This is a genomic window from Geomonas diazotrophica, assembly GCF_019063885.1.
Lineage (GTDB): Bacteria > Desulfobacterota > Desulfuromonadia > Geobacterales > Geobacteraceae > Geomonas > Geomonas diazotrophica.
This window is the reverse complement of the sequence record NZ_CP077684.1, coordinates 3,874,748-3,892,603: the sequence shown is the minus strand read 5'-3', so window position 1 is coordinate 3,892,603 and position 17,856 is coordinate 3,874,748. Positions and strand designations below refer to the sequence as shown.

The following is a 17,856-nucleotide window of genomic DNA, read 5'->3' as shown; positions in this document are numbered from 1 at the left end:
TGTTGTTTAGGGGGGGGCGAAGAGGGTGAAGACGCGTGGGCCTGTTTAGCTGAGGGGCGAGCCACCAATAGGGAAACCCCGGTGGAGGCCAAAGCTCATGAGGAGAGGCGATCCGCCGGGGTACTTTGAGGTTTGAAGGGCGATGAAAAGGTTGTGAGGGAAGAGACGACCGCTGAAACCGATTGCCTCTTAGGACGGAACCGCCTTCGGGGTCCTGCGGGCTTTCTTCCTGGTCTTATAGATGACGACGCCAGAATTTAACAGCGGCTTCATATCGCTTTCGTCGGCCAACACCGACAGGTACCGCATTATTTTGTGGATGCGCCCGTCAAGGTCCTGCCGTGCGGACTTCCGGGCCGCTATGTGCACCCGGTTTCCGGTGCGCCCCCCCTCGAACATTTCCTTGAACCAGTCGGCGCATTTCTGCAGAGTGCTCTGCGAGCCGAGCTTGTCTTCCCGCCAGCCGTTCTTGAAGATGTCCAGGGTGAACAGGACCGCGAAGAAGATGTTGATGTTCGCCAGGTACGCCGCATCGGGGCCGCTTGATTTGAACTTGAGCTCGTCCATGACTTACCTCCGTATGTTGGTGTTGTTGCCCTTCAACCCGGAGGCTTTTCAGCCAGTGTGCCAAGTCGTTCAAGTTTGCAAAGTGAACTATCATGTGCGCGCTCTAACTCATATTTTGTTTTTCTACCCCGCTCCACTTGAAAACTGATTTCACCCTCTCCTGTACTTCGTCCGCACACCTCTCCACCGGAATGCACGGCAACCGCCTTTAAATATTGGTAGTTGCTAATTTTGAACAGGCGCTCAAAACTTGAACGCACCGTGAGGGGGGCTGTGGAGCGGCGCAGCAAAAAAAAGCCGGGCCCAAGCAATGCATCTGCGCAATGCCCGGGCCCGGCTTGGTACGGATCTATTTTATTTTGTTGTATGCATGCGGCAACATGGCTTGAGCCGCATCAGCCGCCTCAGCGACGCTGGTAATGACGCCCGGCGCCGGGGTCGCCAAGGATGTAGCCGGTCAGCGCGCCGGCCGCGCCCCCAAGTATCGCTCCTACTGCAGGGCTCCCGCCGGAAAGTCCACCGATCAAGGCCCCGCCGCCGGCGCCTATCGCGCCTCCGCTAAGCGTGCTTTGTTGCTGGCGCGACATCCCCACACATCCAAAGCTTAGCGCTGCCAGCAGCACGACTGCCAGATATCTTAAAGCTCTCATGCGCTGCCTCCTTGCCAGGCCTACGGTCCGCCTGGACCGGCGAAGGGCCGGTCGGCGATGCCTAATTTCAACTTCGGTTTGACGATCTGCGTCCAGATCACCCGCATGACCGGGATGTCACGATCGTCGGGATTGTTGCGATAGTAGCTGTCGATGTCCTGAATGATGGTTTCCATCGGGACTCCGCGAAGTCCTTCGGCCAGCTTTGCTACGAATCCCTGCCTTTTCAGCTCGGGGTGGCGTTGTATAACATTTTCCTCGATGGTCACCACGTGTCCGATCCCCCAGATGAAGGTGATCTTTGCGTCAGGCTGAAGGGCTTGCCACGTTTCTCCGGTGAGCACAGGCATCTCCTTCAACTCCTTGGTGAGGTCGCCCGTTGGGTTGTCGTCAGCCGCAAGCGCGGGTCTCATGCCGGAAAGACTTGCGACGACCGATAGGACACAGCAAAAACGAAGTAATGTCTTAGCTAAGTTCATGTCCCACCTCCACTCTCGTTGATGCGTTCCAAGGGTTCATTATATCAAAGCTGCACTTTGGTAATCACGGAAATAAACTCGGGTAATCGGCTATTCCTCTCACAAAGCCCTGTTTTATTGCATGTTGCGGTATATACTTTCAAATACGGAAATGACCTCCATCCAAAGGAAAGCCCCATGAAGCAACCATCCTGGCGCACGGTTGTCTACATAATTTCAATTTTCATGCTGTTTAACATCTTTTACAGCTACATGCTGCGCGAAGCCGGACAGACAGCCCAGATCAGCTACAGCCGCTTCCGTGCCGAGCTGGCCGGCAATAACCTGAAGACGGTAAGCTTCAAGGGGACCGGCGTGCGCGGGGAATTCCTCCGCAAGATCAAAGTCGTGGAAATGGTGCAAGGTAAAGAGGTCGCTCGGGAGGTGGGCACTTTCACGACGACGATGCCTGCTGTAGCTGATCCGGCGCTGCTTGGCGAACTTGCCTCCCACAACGTGGAGATCAGTGCCGTTTCCACTGAGTCTTCGCTGCTCGTTACGTTTCTCGTCTCCATGCTGCCCTGGATACTCATCATCGGGGTCTGGGTGTATTTTTCCCGCAATGTCAGCAAGCAAATGGGGACGGGAGGGATGTTCGGCGGCTTCGCCAAGTCAGGGGCACGGATGTACGGCGTCGGGGAAAAGGTCGATGTCACGTTTGACGACGTCGCTGGCATGGAAAACAATAAGATCGAGTTGAAGGAGGTTGTTGATTACCTGAAAAATCCGGAGCAGTTCCGCCAGATTGGCGGAAAGGTACCCAAAGGGATCCTGCTGGTAGGCCCACCCGGTACCGGCAAGACTCTGCTGGCGCGGGCGGTGGCCGGCGAGGCGGGGGTCAATTTCTTCACCATTTCAGCCTCCCAGTTCATCGAGATGTTTGTCGGGGTCGGCGCGAGCCGGGTCAGGGACCTGTTCGCGAACGCCAAGAAAGGTGCGCCGAGCATCATCTTCATCGACGAGATCGATGCCGTGGGTCGCAGCCGCGGCACGGGCCTTGGGGGCGGACACGACGAGCGGGAGCAGACACTGAACCAGCTCCTCTCGGAGATGGACGGTTTTGACCGGCACGAGGAAGTGATCGTGCTGGCGGCCACCAACCGTCCGGACGTGCTTGATCCTGCGCTGCTGCGCCCCGGCCGCTTCGATCGGCACGTGGTGATTGAGCGCCCCGACTGGCGTGACCGGGAAAAAATCCTCAAGGTACATGCGCGCAAGGTCACGATAGCCGAGGGGGTCGACTTCTCAGCCATCGCCAAGGGGACCCCGGGGATGACCGGTGCAGATTTGGAAAACCTGGTGAACGAAGCGGCGATCCTGGCCTCGCGGGAGAAGGCATCCGCCGTGACCATGGCGCATCTCGAGCAGGCCAAGGACAAGCTCCTGATGGGTGGTGAACGGAAGATGGTGATAACCGAAAATGAGAAACGGATCACAGCCTACCACGAGTCGGGGCATACTCTGCTTGCCAAGCTCCTTCCGGGGACCGATCCAATTCACAAGGTCACCATAATACCTCACGGGGTCGCCTTGGGGGTCACCCAGCAGCTTCCGGAGGATGACCGCTATTATTACCCGCGAAGCTATCTGGAAAACCGCATTTGCGTGATTCTGGGGGGGAGAGCCGCCGAACGACTCGTCTTCGGTGAAGTTTCCACAGGTGCGCAGAATGACCTTAAGATGGTGACCGATCTTGCGGAAAAAATGGTTTGCCAGTGGGGGATGAGCGAGAAAATCGGGCCCGTGACCTTTACCCGCGGCGAAGAGCATCCCTTTTTGGGACGAAAGCTCGCAGAAGAGAAGGGCTTCTCGGAGGCGATGGCCTGGAAGATAGACCAGGAGATCACCGCGATCATCCGTCATAGCGAAGAGCTTGCCGACAGGGTTTTGTCTGAGAACAGGCCAGGACTGGACGCCCTGGCGGCGGCTTTACAGGAAGAAGAAACGCTGGATGGGGCACGGGTTGACGAGATTTTGCAACGGATGGGCAGTAATAACAGCTAGAATGGGGCTGATTCCCAGGAAAAGACGGGAGGATGCGTACGCCTTGGAAACAACAAAGGGGTTGCGGCTAAAAGCCGTAACCCCTTGTTTTAATGGCGGAGAGATAGGGATTCGAACCCTAGGTACCTTTCGGTACACCTGATTTCGAGTCAGAAATTAGCCACTTTTCAGCCATTTCAGGGTGTTTCAATTCGGTTCATCATATCTCATAAACAATAATGATTGCAAATATTTAGCCTATTTTTTAGGCGCCTGCCGTTTCAGCTCAGTTCAACTCGTTTCAGCTCCAGCGAGGCCAATAGAGACCATACTAGAGACCATACTAAACCTAGCAACGACGGGTATTCGCAGCATATTTTGCTTGCATAAAGACCATACTAGAGACCATACTAAGTCGGATTAAGCGGATCACCAACCGAATCGGCATGAGAGAGGCCATGAAATTCACCGATGTCTATGTCCGCAACCTGAAAACCGAGAAACGCCTGGAAGATGTCCGGGAAGGTGAAGGCGAGGGTTTCGGCATCCGGGTCTTTGCCACCGGGGCCAAGGTCTTCTTCTACTTGTACCGTTTCGACGGCAAGCGCCGCTTTATGCGCCTGGGCGATTATCCGACGGTGTCCCTTTCCGAGGCGCGAAAACGGTTGACCGCCGCGAGGAAGAAGCTGGATGAAGGGAAGGACCCCCTGGGCGAACGGATGCAAAACGCCATCGACCGCAGGCGCACCCCCTTCGTCGCCGAATTCATCAAAGAGTACATCGAGCGCCACGCGAAACTCCATAACCGGGGGTGGAAGGAGATCGAGCGGGCCCTCAAAGTCAACCTGCTGCCCCAGTGGGACAGGCGCAAGATCAGTGACATCAGGCGGCGCGACCTGGTGGTGATCCTCGACGAAATCGCCGACCGTGGGGCGCCGGTCATGGCGAACCGGGTGCTCGCGTATACCCGGAAGATGTTCAGCTATGCGGTGAAGCGGGACGTGATCGAGACGAACCCGTTCATGGGCATGGACCGGCCGGAGCGGGAGACGTCGAGGGAGAGAGCCCTGTCCTGGGAGGAGATCCGGACCTTGTGGAAAAACCTGGAAACCTCCGGCATGTCCGACAACGTCTGCCGCTGCCTGAAATTGATCCTGGTGACGGGACAGCGTCCGGGAGAGGTGATCGGCATGCACACCAGGGAGATCAACGACGACTGGTGGACCATTCCGACGGAGCGCTCCAAGAACAAGCAGGCGCACCGGGTATTCCTGACCCCGCTGGCAAAGGAGCTGATCGGAGAGGGCGAAGGGTACGTTTTCCCATCGCCGGCCAATCCGGGGAAATCCCTCGAAGTAAGGACACTTACCAGCGCGATCAAGGGGTGCCTCCCCCACACCCCGGAGAGCAGGGTGGAGGACAGGCTCAAGGTAGCCTACTTCGTCCCGCACGACCTGAGGCGCAGCGCCGCTACCTGCTGGGCCGAGATGGGGTTCTCGGGGGAGCTGATCGACCGGCTGCAGAACCACATCACCAGGCAAAAGCAGGGGGTGGGGCATGTCTACAACCGCTACTCTTACGACCGGGAGAAACAGGCGGCGCTGGAGGCGTGGGCGCGCAAGCTGATCAGCATCACGACCGGTCGCGACACCTCGAAGGTGCTATCCATCGTGCGTAAGCCCCGGTTGGTGCAGGAATGACCCGCTAGAGGCGCGATCTCGCCACCAATTCCTTCTTAATATTCATCCAGCCGAACATTTACAACTTAACCTGTTGTATTTGTGTCATATCTGTGAGATAAATCTATTCACAAATCTATTCACCAAGCCAGGCAACCCATGTCCCGCACCAGATCAGACTATACCGACCGCCTTCTGCTCTATCTCTCCTCCGGCGTCTTCAGCTCGGAGGAGATCCAGAAGCGACTGGAGCTAAGCCAGCCCACCGTCTCCCGCCTCATCGCGAGCCTGGGGAGCCGCGTCGTCGCCATCGGTCAGGCGCGCTCACGGCGCTACACCACGCGGCGCGACCTGCGCGGCCTGGGGGGCGAGTTCCCCATCTACCGGATCGACGCCGAGGGAAACGCCCGCCGTTTCGGCGTCCTCGACGCCATAGCCAGGGATCAGTACCTGTGGCGGCCGGAGGGAGCCCCCCCCGAACAATACAAAAGCCTCCCCTGGTTCCTCTCTGATCTGCGCCCCGAGGGGTTCGTGGGACGCTCCTTCGTTATGAGGCTGCACGAGGAACTGGCACTGCCCCCCCGCGGCAACGACTGGCAGGACGACCACGTGCTTATCGCCCTGGCACGCCGCGGCGAGGACTGCATGGGGGACCTGGTCATCGGCGAGGAGTCCCTGGAGCGCTACTTCCGCTCGGTCCGGGAACCTCAGGCGCCGCTTCGCCCCGACGAGCTCCCGGATGCCTACCCGGGCATGGCCCGCCTCGCCATGGAAGGACAGCCGCCAGGCTCATCGGCGGGGGGCGAGCACCCGAAGTTCACCGCCGTTGTCGAGCGCGACGGAGCGGATCGGCATGTCCTGGTGAAGTTCTCCCCCCCGCTGGACTCGCTCGAGGGGAGACGCTGGGCCGACCTCCTCGTCTGCGAGCATCTTGCGCTGGAGGTCGTTTCGGAAACGGGGATTCCCGCGGCGCGCACCCACCTTTTGCAGGCGGATAACCGGGTGTTTCTGGAAGTGGAGCGCTTCGACCGGACCGGGAGGTTCGGGCGTCTGCCGATGGTTTCCTTAAGGGCCGTGGACAACGAGTTCTACGGTCATCAGGACAGCTGGGTCCTGGCAGCCCGGAGGATGGAAGGGGATGGTCAACTCCCCGCAGGGGACGCGGCCAATCTCCGCTGGCTCTCTGTCTTCGGGGACCTGATCGCGAACACCGACCAGCACTTCGGCAACGTCTCCCTGTTCCCGGTGGAGAAGGGGGGCTTCCGGCTGGCGCCGGCCTATGACATGCTCCCGATGCTCTACCGCCCACTTGACGGCGTGCTGCTTGCCCGCACTTTTACCCCTCCCGGCTTCGCTTCCGGTGCTCCCGAGGCCTACGCCTCGGCGCTCGCCCGGGCCCTCCTTTTCTGGGAGCGGACGGTTGAGGAGCCTCGCATTTCGGAAGAGTTCCGAGGCTTCTGCCGGTCGAACCTTGAGAAGCTTAAGGCCCTGGCTTCGGGGCCGCGTCTGGTGGTTTAGTCTTCCGGGAGGGGGTGAACCACCTAGGAAAAAGGGTCAAAGCGGCCCCCCACGGACCCACTTGAGGATCCGTTCCCGCTCCTTGGGCGAAGACTTTTCCAGCCTGGCCGCCACGTCGCGCCCCCAGATCTCGTAGCGCTTTTCCTCCTCGAAATGGCTGTCCAAAAGGGTGCAGCGCACCATAACCGCGCCGAGGGAAACCGTGGCTATTCCCACCGCGACCGCAACCAGCATGAGGCGCCAGTTCAAGGACATCCGGGCCAGTTCTTCCGCGCAGGAATCGATCCGCGCCGCTTCCTTGCCGAGGCTGTCCTGGAGAGGGCGCAAGGTGCAGGCGATCTCCTTTTGCGCCACTTCTCCGAATGCCCGCACCAGTTGAGGTGGCAGGTCCTTGAGGAGATAGTCGTTCAGTCTCCGGTAGGACCGCTCGGTCTGATCCTGCGCCTGTTGTGCCCAGGCCGAGGCGTTTTCCGCCCGGTCCAGCAGGGCCTGGTAATATTTCCTGCTCTCCTGATCCTTGGGCGGCGGCGAGGGGACCCGGGTATCGTGCACGCCGCAGGCATCGAGCAACTTGTCCTTGGGGGATTTCCCGTCCATGTTCACCTCACCTTGGCCGACCGGATGACGGCCGCTATGCCGTCGGTGAGCGAATCGATCTGCTCGCGCGTGGCCAAAAGCGGCAGCACCTCGGAAAGGGTCTGCACCAGATTTTCCACATCCCGCGCCAGGAGAACGTGGCGATCCTTCAGTTCGGAAATCTCGTCCCGCAGCTCGGCCAGGGAGGTTTTTTCCCTCCGGGCGCGGGTGGAAATTTCGGGAAAATGCTCGACGATGCAGGCCCGGATCAGCTCCGAAACCGTTACCGTCCCGCCTCCGATCTCACCAAGTTTGCGCACCTCGCTCTCCAGTTTTTTACAGATTTCCGGCGGCAGCCGGACGCTTGTTTTGGCCATGGCGGGCTCCTTCTTTGTGCGCCGGACGGCGGCGGACGCCGCGGTGCCACGCAAGCTCTCGGCTTACAAGCGGTTTCACCGTTTCTGGCACCAGAGCGTCACACGCCGTCCGGCGCGAAAGTACAGAGGATTTCGCGAAACGGACGGCCGGCGCAGCCCGAAGGGCTGCGTGAGGTGTGAAAGGAAAATCAGCCGAGCGAAGCGAGGCCCGCCTGACCGCTGCCGGCACGAAGGTAAAGCGCACCGCAGCTCCCCGGAACCTCCCTGCACTCAGATCTTAAAGCCCATGCCGGGAAGCTTCGGGAGCTTCAACTCCAGCTGCCGCTCCACCACCTTCTGCACCTGCCGGACCTGCAGCACCTGCTCTGGAATTCTCAGCCCCGGAGCACGCACGAGCGCAGCGACATGTTCGAGCGAGGGAGCCTTGCGCACCCCGTCCCCACGGTTCAGCATGACCCGCTTCAGGTCTCCGATGCTCCTGTGCAGATCGTGCTCCGGTCCGTCGATGCCCCTATGCTGAGCGCGCGTGATCTCCTGCACCGGTTCCCTCGCTTTGTCGAGCGTCGAACTCTTGCCGTCGACGAACTCCACCGACCGCTCCAGATCCTCGATGGAGTTGGTGAAGACGCGGGTCGCGAATCGTGCCCGGGTGACGGCGACGTTGAGCGCGTTGTAGCTCATGCGCCCGTAGCATTCCCCGAGCTCGTTTCCCGGCTCCAGCTCCACCCCTTTTCTCGGACGTACCGGTGCGTACAGGATGGAGTGTTCCACCGTCGCCCCCTGGCTCTTCTGGATGGTGACCGCGTAGGCGTGATCGAGGTGCCGGTACTTGTCCAGGTCGAGCGTCACCTCGCGCCCCTCCAGGTCGACCCGCATCCGCCCCGCGTCGTCGATCTCCCGGACCACCCCGAGCGCGCCGTTTTGCACCCCGAGTCCCCGGTCGTTTTTCAGCGTGACGATACGGTCGCCAAGGGAGAAGCTCCGCTCCTCCTCCCGTAACAGGGTGGTCCGTCCCGGCAGCTCCGCCGCCGAGAATTCCCTCACCACCTCGCGGACCACCTTGCGCCGTTGCCGGTCCAGGGTCTCGAAGGACAAGTCGACCTGCACGCGGTTACGCTCCCGGTCGAGCCCGACCACCTTTCCCTCGGCGTGCAGCCTGGCACCCCAGGCGACCGTCCGCCCCTCCTCGGTCCGCTCGCCGGAAAAGTGCAGCGTGTCCCCGAGCTGGTACCCCTCGACGGTGAGCCCCTGGCGCACCGGTGCCAGTACCGGGAAACTCCTCCCCTCCTCGATCTCGCGTCCCGTGACGCGTGCCCGACGGATCTCGCGGTTCAGATCCCTGCGCGCCTCGTTGGTCGTGGTCACGAGGAGCACCTGCTGCGTCTCTCCCGCCGCCGCACGCTCGGGTATGCGCGAGAGCTTCCGGCTCTCCTCCAGGTAGTGCTCCACGGCGGCCCGGCGCAGCTCCAAGGGGTCGGCGATCTCCAGTACGTCCTGTCGTTTTTCCAGGGAGCGGAGCGCCTCCCTCGCGTTCACGGCAAGCTCGCGGTCCTCCCGGTTCAGTCCCCTGGCGATCTCCAGAAGCCCCGGGTCGCGCTGCCTCAGGATCTCGGTCAGGTGCGCGTAGTCGACCTCCCGATTGAGCCCCAGCTCCCGCACCTGGTCGAGCAGGTCCCCGGCCTGGATCCCCTGCATCTGCTTCGGGTCCCCGAGGAGGTGGAGCTTCACCTTGAGGCCCCTTTGCCGCAGCTCATCCGCCACGTCCAGCAGACGCTCCGCCTGCCTCGCGCCCAGAAAGCCCGCCTCGTCCACCCGGAGCACCACCTGTGCCTCCCGCCCTTCAGGGATGAGAATTTTTTCACCCAAGATGTCCAGCATGGGGGGCTCCCCGTTTTGCCTCTGCAGGGCAAATTTGGAAGCCGGATTCCCATTTTCGAAACTGTCGATGGTGAGGGAGGGCCTCCCGGTGGCGAGGGATAACTCCCGGGCCGCCTTTCCGGTGTAGGAGAGGTTGACGGAGAGATGCTCCCTCCCCTCGGGGCGCAATACCTCCTCGTTGAAGCGCTCGACGATCTCCAGGGTCGAAGTCTTGGCGGTCCCCGGATCCCCGATGGTGAGGGCGACGCCGCGGCTCCCGGTCAGTTCCAGGAGAACCTCGGCTTTCTGTCCGGCCGTCAGCCGGACGCCCCTTTCCTCCTGCCAAAGCTCCAGGTACGCCTCAACCTCCGGGACGCGCGCGACACTCACGAAGGGAGGGAATTCCCTGATCCTCTCCAGATTCCGCGCCTCCAGCTGCAGCATCTCCCGCGTGGTGTAGAGCTCCCGCCCCCGCGCGTCGCGCCCGAGCCGCCGCACTTCGGGAATCCCGCCGTCGATGGCGAGGTTCAGCTCGGCAACGGAGTGCTCCCCCCCGGAGATCAGGACCGCCTGGTCCAGAAGGCGCGCCCGGTCCAGAACCGCCTCGCGCTCGGTGAGATCCCGGACCGCCAGCTCCACCACGCGCGAGGCTTCGGGAGCGGTACGGGAGATGGCAAGCTCCCGGCCTCGTTCCAGCTCCCGCTTCACCTGGGCAAAAGAGGTGCCGCACTCCTCGAAACCCCGCTCGAAGATCCGGGTCACTTCCTCACTGGTGATGCTGCGCTTGGGGTCCCGGCTCTCCAGCGCCGCCATCTCGTAGAGCCGTGCGTGGGGCACCTCTGCAAACCTCCCCTCGGTCCTCCAGCGCTCCACCTGCTCCTCGATGGCGAGACGCCGGGAGGAGAAGTGCTCGACGAGCTGCGGGGAGATCCCCTTCAACTCGATGAACATCTGCGCGCGGTCCCGCACCTCCACCCCGAAGCCCCGCTCGGAAAGTTCGCGGGTGAGTTCCTGCCGGTACAAGAGCCCCAGGGACTTCTGGTCCTGGAAGATGGCCTTGGGCTCGTTTGCCCTGAAGATCCCGTCCCCGGTGTGCACCGCGTTCACCACGAAGACGTGGGAGTGGAGCTGCGGGTCGACGTTACGGGAGGTGGCGTGGTCGAACTTGGCCGCCACCATGCCGCCGCATCTGATCCCCTCGGGGCTGCGGTAATGGGAGTAATGTTCCTCCATGTGTGACAGAACCGAGAGCACCGCCGCGTCGTGTGCCTCCCTGACGCCGTTCACCCCTGCGGCATAGGCGATGGAGACCGACTTGGGAGCGGAGAAGGTGCAGTCGTTGCCTGCCCGGTGCGTCTCGACGGGCAAACCGCTCTCCCGGTCCCGGGTCAGCTTGGGGGCGACGATGCGGTTTCCCTGCAAGTCCTCCCCACGGCACAGGGCCCGGAACTCCTCTTCCCCGACCGGGCCGTCGAGTCCCAGGGCCTGCGCCCCACGGCCGTACCAGAGGCTCGCCCCCTCGTTATCGATGCCCCGCAGGTAGTAATCCTCCCTGGAGAAGTACCCGCCCGCCTGCCCTGCAGCCATCCCCGGTGATACCGACATCATCGCTGGATCTCCATCCACCGTTCCAAAAGCTGATAGAGTGTACTCCAAAGCCCTATACGGCATTGGCAAACTTTAACAAACAACGAGGGTATTCCAATGGGCGCCGCAGGGGTAGATTATTATTGTTATTCATTAACCTTGCGTGCTATGCTGCGCCCGCCAGGGGGAGACATGAAATCGCGCCTGAACCTCAAGCCCGGGCAGAGAGGGACGAAACATCTGGTGGAGAAGTACGGCGCTGCGCTGCTCTACGTCCGGTATCGTTACGACGAGGAGCGCGGCGTCAGGCTTAAGACGGTGGAGATCATCGTGGAGGAGAAACCATGGCGTCCCCGTTCTCGCTTTCGCGAGGAGGACCTGGTGCAGGTAATGGTCGGCTATTCCGAGCAGGACCTTCGCGCCAAGCTAAAAACCGCAGGCGGAAGATGGAACGCGGAGGATAAGGTTTGGCTGGTTCGCTACGGCTCTATTCGCGGCACGGATTTGGAGTGCAGGATCTTCGACGAAACCAGATAGCTCCACAGGTAGCATCCTGAATAAGATGCAAATAATGCATCCTCACCAGGATACTTGTATCGCATATGAGATGCCGACATCCTAAATGAGATGCTTTGTCTAACTGCCTAATAACTAGTTATGCCAGAGAATCTAAACGGAAACGAGATGGGAATTAAAGATGGATCAAACTAATCCACCCCGAGTTTTGTACGGCGCAAGTGTCCTTGCATATGCCGAAGTCGACGATTCAATCGAGTATGTTGAACGTGGTTGTTTTTTTGTTAACGGTAAGTTGCTCGGACCAGTCCCACGGCTTGCAATCTGCAAACTCCCGGATGAAACAGAAATATTGGTCGAGCATTGTGACAGTGAATGGAATTCATTGGGCGTACAAGGAGGATTCCGTACTGTTGAGGAGGCGAAAGCAAGAGTGGAACGTTCCTACCAAGGTCTTATGAATAAATGGATTGATACTGAGGAGCCAGGAGACAAGGCATAACAAGGCGCTCAGACCATGACCGGGCGATAAAACCGCCCGTTAGGTCAAGCGTTAACCCGTTATGCGAGAAAAAATGAATGTCAAAAAACCAACTGCATATGAAGCATTGATCGTCCACTTGGCTAGTAAGTTGGAAGAGCGAACTTTTTTCGTAGCCGCCGTTACTGGATTTGCTGGAGGAATTGGATTCGGTAGTTGGGGCTATAGTGCAGGGGGCGTTAGAGGTGCTATCGCTTTCACAATTATGGGAGCGGTCTTTGGAGGCATGGTCGGATCAGAAATTTCGAAAACATTGATAACAGCAATAGGAACAGCAACAAAAGCAATAATTCTACTCACGATTATCGCGCTGTCGCTAGTAGTGGGGAGTGTTCTCAAATCGCTACCCGTCGGGCTCTTATTACTTGTTGGCATTTACGTCTATCTGTACTACCTGAAGTGGGCCGAGTCACAATAAGCACGGAAAATGCGCATAACCACGTCCATGGACGCCGACCGCCCGAAAAGCATGGGCGGGCGGGTCATGGCCGCCCCCGTTGGCAACGGATGGAATTCAAAAATGATGAAAAATACAGGAGTAATCATAAATTCCTTATTATTCGTAGTTTTGTCCGCACCGCCTCTCCTAGCTGAATATCTAACGGCTGAACCGGGCAATGTACCAGGCAAAGGTTTCGATGTCTTATGCTATGAGCCTTTCGATTATGCCTACATCCTAATGGCTTTGGCAGTGTTCAGCGCTACCAATATCCTAATAGCTTACAAACGAAAAAGACCCATACGACAAGCTGGACTTTATGGAGGGATCATCGCTATTGGATGGTTCATCTTCTGCTTCATTGCCGTCGGGAGTGTGCATCTTGAACTCGGTGGGAAACTCTGAACCTAGAGAACCTGACGTGGCCAAAAAATGGTGAAGGCTGGTGACAGCGATAGAAATAATGATTGCCAACAAGACGGGTAGAGACACACTTCGCAGTTAACGAAAGTGGATGAAAGCTGAAAATAGCTGGATTCGCTCCGGTGCTCACCCTGAAGGCGTTAGGCAGGAACAAATGAAATTTGAAGAGCTATACAATCGCATCATTGAGCTATGGCCCGAGGAAGTTGACATTTCCGACGGTTTTCCATCAGGGGAAAACGGTTACATGTTCCCTACGCTCAGCAGAATAAAAAACCAAATCGAAAACTCAATTGACTTTGAGAACGACCATTGGGGCAACGTCGGGGCGTGGGCCTTTTTCCAGGCATTCCATGAAACTGCTAAAAAGATGAAGACAAAAGGCGAGAAAACCTTAAAGACACGACTAGTCGAGAAGAAACTCATAGACAAGAAAATCCATGCCAACTTGGCACCCGGCAAATGGGATGACGAGTGGGCAGAGTTACGCGGCGATTATAAAGGATTAGCCTAACCACTCGGCGGCACGCAGGCGCCGACGCGCTGGTGCGCCTCGACACCGTTGGCTGAGATATAAAGAGGCCAGAATGAATTGGCAAATCATTAAAAGCAATATCTCTGAGGCCCGGCAGGAACTGGAGAGGATTGAAAAGGAGATCGACTCGGCAGATCCTCCCGAAGAGCCCGAATTGTTTCTCATGCTCGAGCACGCTTACCATCATCTCAACTTTGCATGGAACATCCGTAATATCCCCACGGAAAGATACGCATCTATGAGTGATGAAGACTTTGATCATTGGGGGAAGTTCCCTAAAGGTTTTGACGCGCTGGAATTGGTGGCAGAGACAGAAGAATAAAAGAAAATTTGACGGCACATCTGGGCATCGAGGGTTGGCCGCAGTCTGATAAATGAGATGGCGCTCGCGGCTTCCGAAGCGAACGCATGTCCCAACCACAACTGGTGGAGCCGGACTCCGCAGTAGGCGAAAGTTGGCAACAGCCTGCAAGAGTTGATTCGCTCCGCCGCTCACCAGCAGCCCGTTGATATGACGGGAGCAACCTGACCATCCCCTTAAATCTTTCGCTCGTCCACCTCCCCCAGCAAGGGGAACAGAGACCATACTAGAGACCATACTAAACAAAAAATGCAACAAGGGGTTACAACGTCGTCGTTGTAACCCCTTGTTATTATGGCGGAGAGATAGGGATTCGAACCCTAGGTACCTTTCGGTACACCTGATTTCGAGTCAGGCACCATCGACCACTCGGACATCTCTCCGGATATGCTGTTGTCAAAGGAGCGGCGCTCCTCGGAGCAGAAAGATATACCTTATTCGAAAGATAAATTCAACCCTGTTGTGGCTCCCCGAGGTCAGTAGGTAAGGCCCGCATAGAAATCCTGCAGAAATTGCCGCTGTGTCTTGGTCAGGACGCCCCTGGTGTCTATCTCTGACAGGATGCGCCAAATGAGGCCGAGCTCGCTGTACACCCTGAGCACGGCGGTGAGCTTGTGGCGCGAATGATCTTCCGATGCTATGGTCCCCTGCAGCAGCTCCTCGGTATAGGCGGCCAGCCGGGTGATCTCGTGGTGCGTCGCCATGATGGCGTTGGGGGTTATTTCTTCAATTTGCATAGGCCCCTCTCAAAGCCGTTGAAAAAGATTGGTTGTCCTAAATTTCGGCTTAAGCTCGGAAAAGGTTTAGGGCTTTTTTCCTCTTTTTTTCTCAGCTGTTGAGGGGCTTTCTCTCCTGCTTTTTCTGTGCCCGTAAGTTTGCGAAAAAACTGGAAAGCATGCTGGAGGTTTCCTCGCCGCGCACGCCGGGGGTGAGGACGACGCTGTGGTTCAGCCGCTTGTCATCGGAGAAGTCAAACAATGACCCCGCCGCTCCCCCTTTGGGGTCGTAGCTTCCGAAGACGACGCGGTCCAGGCGCGAGAGGATTATGGCTCCCATGCACATGGTGCAGGGCTCGAGGGTAACGTAAAGGGTGGCGCCGGTGAGTCGCCAACTGGCAAGCTTCCTGGCGGCCTTGCGTATGGCGATCATCTCGGCGTGTGCGGAGGGGTCCTGCTTGCTTTCGCGCAGGTTGTGCCCCCGCGCGATCACCACGTCGTCTTTCACTATCACGGCACCGATCGGCACCTCGCCGATCGATTCGGCTTTTCTTGCCTGGTCGATCGCTTTTCCCATCCAGTAGTGGTCGTCTTTCTTCATCGTTCCTTCTTTAATAGATCCAACGGCACTCGCCTTCCCTGCTCCCCCCCTCCAGTTCTGCTGCGCCCACTGAATGGCCTCGGCCTACAGGCGGGGGCGGTGATGCTGGCATGGAGAAAAGGGTGAAGGCCGGCGCCGGTTTTGAACGTAGAACGCCTTGGCCGTTAATGCAGTCCCTCGCCGGTGGTGGTCATGACGAGTTTGCCGTGCTTGACCCCCTTCACGCCGATAAGTTCGTCGGCGATGCGGCGTACGTCGCGGGCCTTGCCGCGCACCACCAGGACTTCGAGGCAGTTGTGGGCGTCCAGGTGGACGTGCAGCGCGGAGATGATCTGGTCGTGGTGGGCGTGCTGGTGCTCGGTCAGCTTGTCGGAAAGGTCGCGCACATGGTGATTGTAGACCAGCGTGACGGTGCCGACCCCTTCTTTTTCACCTTCTTCCCAATCGAGCTCAACCTGGGCCGCCCTGATCAGGTCGCGGATCGCTTCGGAGCGGTTGGCGTACCCCTTCTGTTCGATGAGCCGGTCGAAGCTCTCCAGCAACTGGTCGTCCATGGAAATGCCGAATCTTACTGTCTCTCCCATGCATGGCTCTCCTCGAGAAAAAGTGCCTTACTATACGTGAAAGACAAAGGAGAGTCAAAACCCACCTTCGCGCTGCGCGCTTCGGTGGGCAAGCCCACCCAAAGGCGCAACTCCCGGAGGCGCAAAACGGAAAGGCGCAGAGATGGTAAGACATCGGATTTGTCTCTTTCTCTGCGCCTTGGCGGCTTTGCGTGCAATTGGTCTTTGACTATTTGAGGTAACTGCGGATGCCGGCCTCGAAGTTGACGGGCTCGAAATGGAAGGTCCTGCGCCAACTTCCGTCACAGGTGCTGCCCTCCACCAGCATGGCGATCTGATCGGAGGTGATGGGGAAGAAGGAAAAACCCTCGAAGAAGGGGACGACCAGCCGCATGAGCGACAGCGGATTCCTGATCTTGGCGACGTGGCTTTTCCCCAGGACCCGGCCGATGATGTCGAGAAGCGCGTTGTAGGTGTAACGGTCGGGCCCGCAGAGGTCGTACTCCTGCCCAATGGTCTCCGGCTTTTCGAGCGAGTCGGCAAAGCAGCGGGCCACGTCGTCGGCGGAGATGGGCTGTAGTTGGTACTCTCCATCGCCGATCACCGGCATGGCGGGGAAGGTGCGCATGTAGCCGGCCAGCATGTTGATGAAGTCATCCTTGGGGCCGAAGATGATGGAGGGACGGAAGATGGTGTAGTCGAGCCCTGACCGGCGCACCTGTTCCTCCGCCTGGTACTTGCTTTTGAAGTAGCGAGCGGTGCTGTCGGCACTGGTGCCCAGCGCGGACATCTGCAGGTGGCGCCGGACTTTGCCTTTTTTCGCGGCGGCCAGGATGTTCCCGGTCGCCTCCACGTGCAGGCGCTGAAAGGTGACCCCGCGGCCGGAAAACTCCCTGATGATCCCGACCAGGTTGATGGTGGCATCGCAGCCGGCCACCGCTTCTTCGAAGGTTTCCGGCCGGGTGACGTCACCCACGATTTCCTCGACGTCGGGTTCGACGCTCCCCAGGCTTCTGCGGTGCACCAACAGCCTCAAGCTATGCCCGCGGGCCAAAAGTGCCTCTCTTACATGCCCTCCCACGAACCCCGTGCCGCCTGCCAAAAAGATCAACATACGCGCCTCCAACGCATCTATTTCCCAGCCTTCAACCCCGGTCTCGAAATAGTAACAACAGCCGATAGTGTAGCAGGTGTTACTCGAATCTCCATTTAGCGAACGAAGTGTATACAAAATCTTGTGTTCAGGGCCTTCTTGTGTTAAAAAGCCTTTCACAACAAAGACTAGAGGAGACCCGCCATGGCTGAGCAAGGTGATGTCTGTTACACATTTGAAGCAGCGATCGAAATGGCCGCCCAGATGGAGAACGAGGGATTCCGCGCTTATCTTGCCGCCCTCCGCATCGTGAAGGACAAGGCGGCCCGCCAGATCATCAAGGAAGCCGCGTTCGACGAGCTGGAGCACAAGCACCAGTTGGAGAAGGCGCTGGTCGAAGGTGAGATGAAAGGGGGAGAGGGTCTGCACCGGCCCGTTCCCACCATGAACCTCGACTACGTCCTGCCGAAAAAGGAGCTCCGCCCCGATTCGACCGCACGTGACGCCATGGCCTACGCCATCCACCTCGAGAAGGGTTCTATCGACTTCTACGACCGGATGTCACGCGGCTGCGAGGGCGCTCCCATGGCAGTCCTTTTCAAGAAAATGCTGGCGGACGAGTCCCGCCATCTCCAGGAACTGGAAGACCTGTACGAGCAGCACTTCATGACCGAGAACTAGGTCGGGTCTTTCCGCGCCGCACCGGGATACAAAAAAATCCCCTCCTTTCCGGGAGGGGATTTTTTGTTGTCTCAA

At 58.8% G+C, this 17,856-nt stretch carries 20 protein-coding genes and 1 tRNA gene; 10 read left to right on the top strand and 11 right to left on the bottom strand.

The genetic code is table 11. The features are described from left to right. Positions 1-189: 189 nt before the first annotated feature. From KP003_RS17255 to KP003_RS17245, 3 genes are all read right to left on the bottom strand, one after another. The gene (locus KP003_RS17255) at positions 190-567 is read right to left on the bottom strand and encodes a hypothetical protein (protein WP_216497551.1); all 378 of its coding nucleotides are present in this window, start codon (positions 565-567) and stop codon (positions 190-192) included. Positions 568-971: 404 nt separating this feature from the next. Further along, entirely contained in the window at positions 972-1,217 is a 246-nt protein-coding gene (locus KP003_RS17250; protein WP_216497552.1) for a YMGG-like glycine zipper-containing protein, read from the bottom strand. Between the two features lie 20 nt (positions 1,218-1,237). Further along, the gene (locus KP003_RS17245; protein WP_216497553.1) at positions 1,238-1,696 is read right to left on the bottom strand and encodes a hypothetical protein; all 459 of its coding nucleotides are present in this window, start codon (positions 1,694-1,696) and stop codon (positions 1,238-1,240) included. Between the two features lie 177 nt (positions 1,697-1,873). On the opposite strand from KP003_RS17245, the gene ftsH reads away from it, so the two are divergent. The 3 genes from ftsH to yjjJ all read left to right on the top strand — a co-directional run bounded on the left by ftsH (position 1,874) and on the right by yjjJ (position 6,915). Beyond that, positions 1,874-3,739, top strand: a complete 1,866-nt coding sequence (gene ftsH, locus KP003_RS17240) for an ATP-dependent zinc metalloprotease FtsH (protein ID WP_216789315.1) — start codon at positions 1,874-1,876, stop codon at positions 3,737-3,739. A gap of 437 nt (positions 3,740-4,176) precedes the next feature. Beyond that, the gene (locus KP003_RS17235; RefSeq protein ID WP_217300012.1) at positions 4,177-5,418 is read left to right on the top strand and encodes a tyrosine-type recombinase/integrase; all 1,242 of its coding nucleotides are present in this window, start codon (positions 4,177-4,179) and stop codon (positions 5,416-5,418) included. A 138-nt stretch (positions 5,419-5,556) separates the two neighbouring features. Further along, entirely contained in the window at positions 5,557-6,915 is a 1,359-nt protein-coding gene (yjjJ, locus tag KP003_RS17230) for a type II toxin-antitoxin system HipA family toxin YjjJ (RefSeq protein ID WP_217300011.1), read from the top strand. A 36-nt stretch (positions 6,916-6,951) separates the two neighbouring features. Here yjjJ and KP003_RS17225 read toward each other — a convergent pair whose 3' ends face one another. From KP003_RS17225 to mobF, 3 genes are all read right to left on the bottom strand, one after another. Continuing rightward, on the bottom strand, positions 6,952-7,512 hold the full coding sequence (locus tag KP003_RS17225; RefSeq protein ID WP_217300010.1) for a hypothetical protein: 561 nt from the start codon (positions 7,510-7,512) through the stop codon (positions 6,952-6,954). Between the two features lie 2 nt (positions 7,513-7,514). Next, positions 7,515-7,868, bottom strand: a complete 354-nt coding sequence (locus tag KP003_RS17220) for a hypothetical protein (protein WP_217300009.1) — start codon at positions 7,866-7,868, stop codon at positions 7,515-7,517. Positions 7,869-8,138: 270 nt separating this feature from the next. Next, complete coding sequence (mobF, locus tag KP003_RS17215; RefSeq protein ID WP_217300008.1) at positions 8,139-11,333, bottom strand: MobF family relaxase; 3,195 nt, start codon at positions 11,331-11,333, stop codon at positions 8,139-8,141. A 171-nt stretch (positions 11,334-11,504) separates the two neighbouring features. On the opposite strand from mobF, the gene KP003_RS17210 reads away from it, so the two are divergent. From KP003_RS17210 to KP003_RS17185, 6 genes are all read left to right on the top strand, one after another. Continuing rightward, entirely contained in the window at positions 11,505-11,849 is a 345-nt protein-coding gene (locus tag KP003_RS17210; RefSeq protein WP_217300007.1) for a hypothetical protein, read from the top strand. Positions 11,850-12,009: 160 nt separating this feature from the next. After that, positions 12,010-12,330, top strand: a complete 321-nt coding sequence (locus KP003_RS17205) for a hypothetical protein (RefSeq protein ID WP_217300006.1) — start codon at positions 12,010-12,012, stop codon at positions 12,328-12,330. Positions 12,331-12,403: 73 nt separating this feature from the next. Further along, positions 12,404-12,787, top strand: a complete 384-nt coding sequence (locus tag KP003_RS17200; RefSeq protein WP_217300005.1) for a hypothetical protein — start codon at positions 12,404-12,406, stop codon at positions 12,785-12,787. Between the two features lie 9 nt (positions 12,788-12,796). Further along, entirely contained in the window at positions 12,797-13,213 is a 417-nt protein-coding gene (locus KP003_RS17195) for a hypothetical protein (protein ID WP_217300004.1), read from the top strand. Positions 13,214-13,322: 109 nt separating this feature from the next. Next, positions 13,323-13,745, top strand: a complete 423-nt coding sequence (locus KP003_RS17190) for a hypothetical protein (RefSeq protein WP_217300003.1) — start codon at positions 13,323-13,325, stop codon at positions 13,743-13,745. Positions 13,746-13,818: 73 nt separating this feature from the next. Next, on the top strand, positions 13,819-14,088 hold the full coding sequence (locus KP003_RS17185) for a hypothetical protein (protein ID WP_217300002.1): 270 nt from the start codon (positions 13,819-13,821) through the stop codon (positions 14,086-14,088). Positions 14,089-14,422: 334 nt separating this feature from the next. Here the strand turns inward: KP003_RS17185 and KP003_RS17180 are convergent. The 5 genes from KP003_RS17180 to KP003_RS17160 all read right to left on the bottom strand — a co-directional run bounded on the left by KP003_RS17180 (position 14,423) and on the right by KP003_RS17160 (position 17,121). Then, a tRNA-Ser gene (locus KP003_RS17180) sits at positions 14,423-14,510 on the bottom strand. Positions 14,511-14,603: 93 nt separating this feature from the next. Beyond that, entirely contained in the window at positions 14,604-14,864 is a 261-nt protein-coding gene (locus tag KP003_RS17175; protein WP_216497570.1) for a hypothetical protein, read from the bottom strand. A gap of 91 nt (positions 14,865-14,955) precedes the next feature. Continuing rightward, on the bottom strand, positions 14,956-15,444 hold the full coding sequence (gene tadA / locus KP003_RS17170; protein ID WP_216497571.1) for a tRNA adenosine(34) deaminase TadA: 489 nt from the start codon (positions 15,442-15,444) through the stop codon (positions 14,956-14,958). Positions 15,445-15,608: 164 nt separating this feature from the next. Then, on the bottom strand, positions 15,609-16,028 hold the full coding sequence (gene nikR, locus KP003_RS17165; RefSeq protein WP_012531991.1) for a nickel-responsive transcriptional regulator NikR: 420 nt from the start codon (positions 16,026-16,028) through the stop codon (positions 15,609-15,611). Between the two features lie 208 nt (positions 16,029-16,236). Further along, the gene (locus KP003_RS17160; protein ID WP_217300001.1) at positions 16,237-17,121 is read right to left on the bottom strand and encodes a complex I NDUFA9 subunit family protein; all 885 of its coding nucleotides are present in this window, start codon (positions 17,119-17,121) and stop codon (positions 16,237-16,239) included. Positions 17,122-17,304: 183 nt separating this feature from the next. Here KP003_RS17160 and KP003_RS17155 point away from each other — a divergent pair, with 183 nt between their 5' ends. Then, a complete protein-coding gene (locus tag KP003_RS17155; protein WP_216497573.1) occupies positions 17,305-17,781 on the top strand; it encodes a ferritin family protein in 477 nt (158 codons plus the stop codon). Positions 17,782-17,856: the final 75 nt, after the last annotated feature.

Excerpts from the sequence above, each read along its gene's own strand:
- KP003_RS17255 (WP_216497551.1), bottom strand. The coding sequence starts at position 567 with ATGGACGAGCTCAAGTTCAAATCAAGCGGCCCCGATGCGGCGTACCTG.
- KP003_RS17250 (WP_216497552.1), bottom strand. The coding sequence starts at position 1,217 with ATGAGAGCTTTAAGATATCTGGCAGTCGTGCTGCTGGCAGCGCTAAGC.
- KP003_RS17245 (WP_216497553.1), bottom strand. The coding sequence starts at position 1,696 with ATGAACTTAGCTAAGACATTACTTCGTTTTTGCTGTGTCCTATCGGTC.
- ftsH (WP_216789315.1), top strand. The coding sequence starts at position 1,874 with ATGAAGCAACCATCCTGGCGCACGGTTGTCTACATAATTTCAATTTTC.
- KP003_RS17235 (WP_217300012.1), top strand. The coding sequence starts at position 4,177 with ATGAAATTCACCGATGTCTATGTCCGCAACCTGAAAACCGAGAAACGC.
- yjjJ (WP_217300011.1), top strand. The coding sequence starts at position 5,557 with ATGTCCCGCACCAGATCAGACTATACCGACCGCCTTCTGCTCTATCTC.
- KP003_RS17225 (WP_217300010.1), bottom strand. The coding sequence starts at position 7,512 with ATGGACGGGAAATCCCCCAAGGACAAGTTGCTCGATGCCTGCGGCGTG.
- KP003_RS17220 (WP_217300009.1), bottom strand. The coding sequence starts at position 7,868 with ATGGCCAAAACAAGCGTCCGGCTGCCGCCGGAAATCTGTAAAAAACTG.
- mobF (WP_217300008.1), bottom strand. The coding sequence starts at position 11,333 with ATGATGTCGGTATCACCGGGGATGGCTGCAGGGCAGGCGGGCGGGTAC.
- KP003_RS17210 (WP_217300007.1), top strand. The coding sequence starts at position 11,505 with ATGAAATCGCGCCTGAACCTCAAGCCCGGGCAGAGAGGGACGAAACAT.
- KP003_RS17205 (WP_217300006.1), top strand. The coding sequence starts at position 12,010 with ATGGATCAAACTAATCCACCCCGAGTTTTGTACGGCGCAAGTGTCCTT.
- KP003_RS17200 (WP_217300005.1), top strand. The coding sequence starts at position 12,404 with ATGAATGTCAAAAAACCAACTGCATATGAAGCATTGATCGTCCACTTG.
- KP003_RS17195 (WP_217300004.1), top strand. The coding sequence starts at position 12,797 with ATGCGCATAACCACGTCCATGGACGCCGACCGCCCGAAAAGCATGGGC.
- KP003_RS17190 (WP_217300003.1), top strand. The coding sequence starts at position 13,323 with ATGAAAGCTGAAAATAGCTGGATTCGCTCCGGTGCTCACCCTGAAGGC.
- KP003_RS17185 (WP_217300002.1), top strand. The coding sequence starts at position 13,819 with ATGAATTGGCAAATCATTAAAAGCAATATCTCTGAGGCCCGGCAGGAA.
- KP003_RS17175 (WP_216497570.1), bottom strand. The coding sequence starts at position 14,864 with ATGCAAATTGAAGAAATAACCCCCAACGCCATCATGGCGACGCACCAC.
- tadA (WP_216497571.1), bottom strand. The coding sequence starts at position 15,444 with ATGAAGAAAGACGACCACTACTGGATGGGAAAAGCGATCGACCAGGCA.
- nikR (WP_012531991.1), bottom strand. The coding sequence starts at position 16,028 with ATGGGAGAGACAGTAAGATTCGGCATTTCCATGGACGACCAGTTGCTG.
- KP003_RS17160 (WP_217300001.1), bottom strand. The coding sequence starts at position 17,121 with ATGTTGATCTTTTTGGCAGGCGGCACGGGGTTCGTGGGAGGGCATGTA.
- KP003_RS17155 (WP_216497573.1), top strand. The coding sequence starts at position 17,305 with ATGGCTGAGCAAGGTGATGTCTGTTACACATTTGAAGCAGCGATCGAA.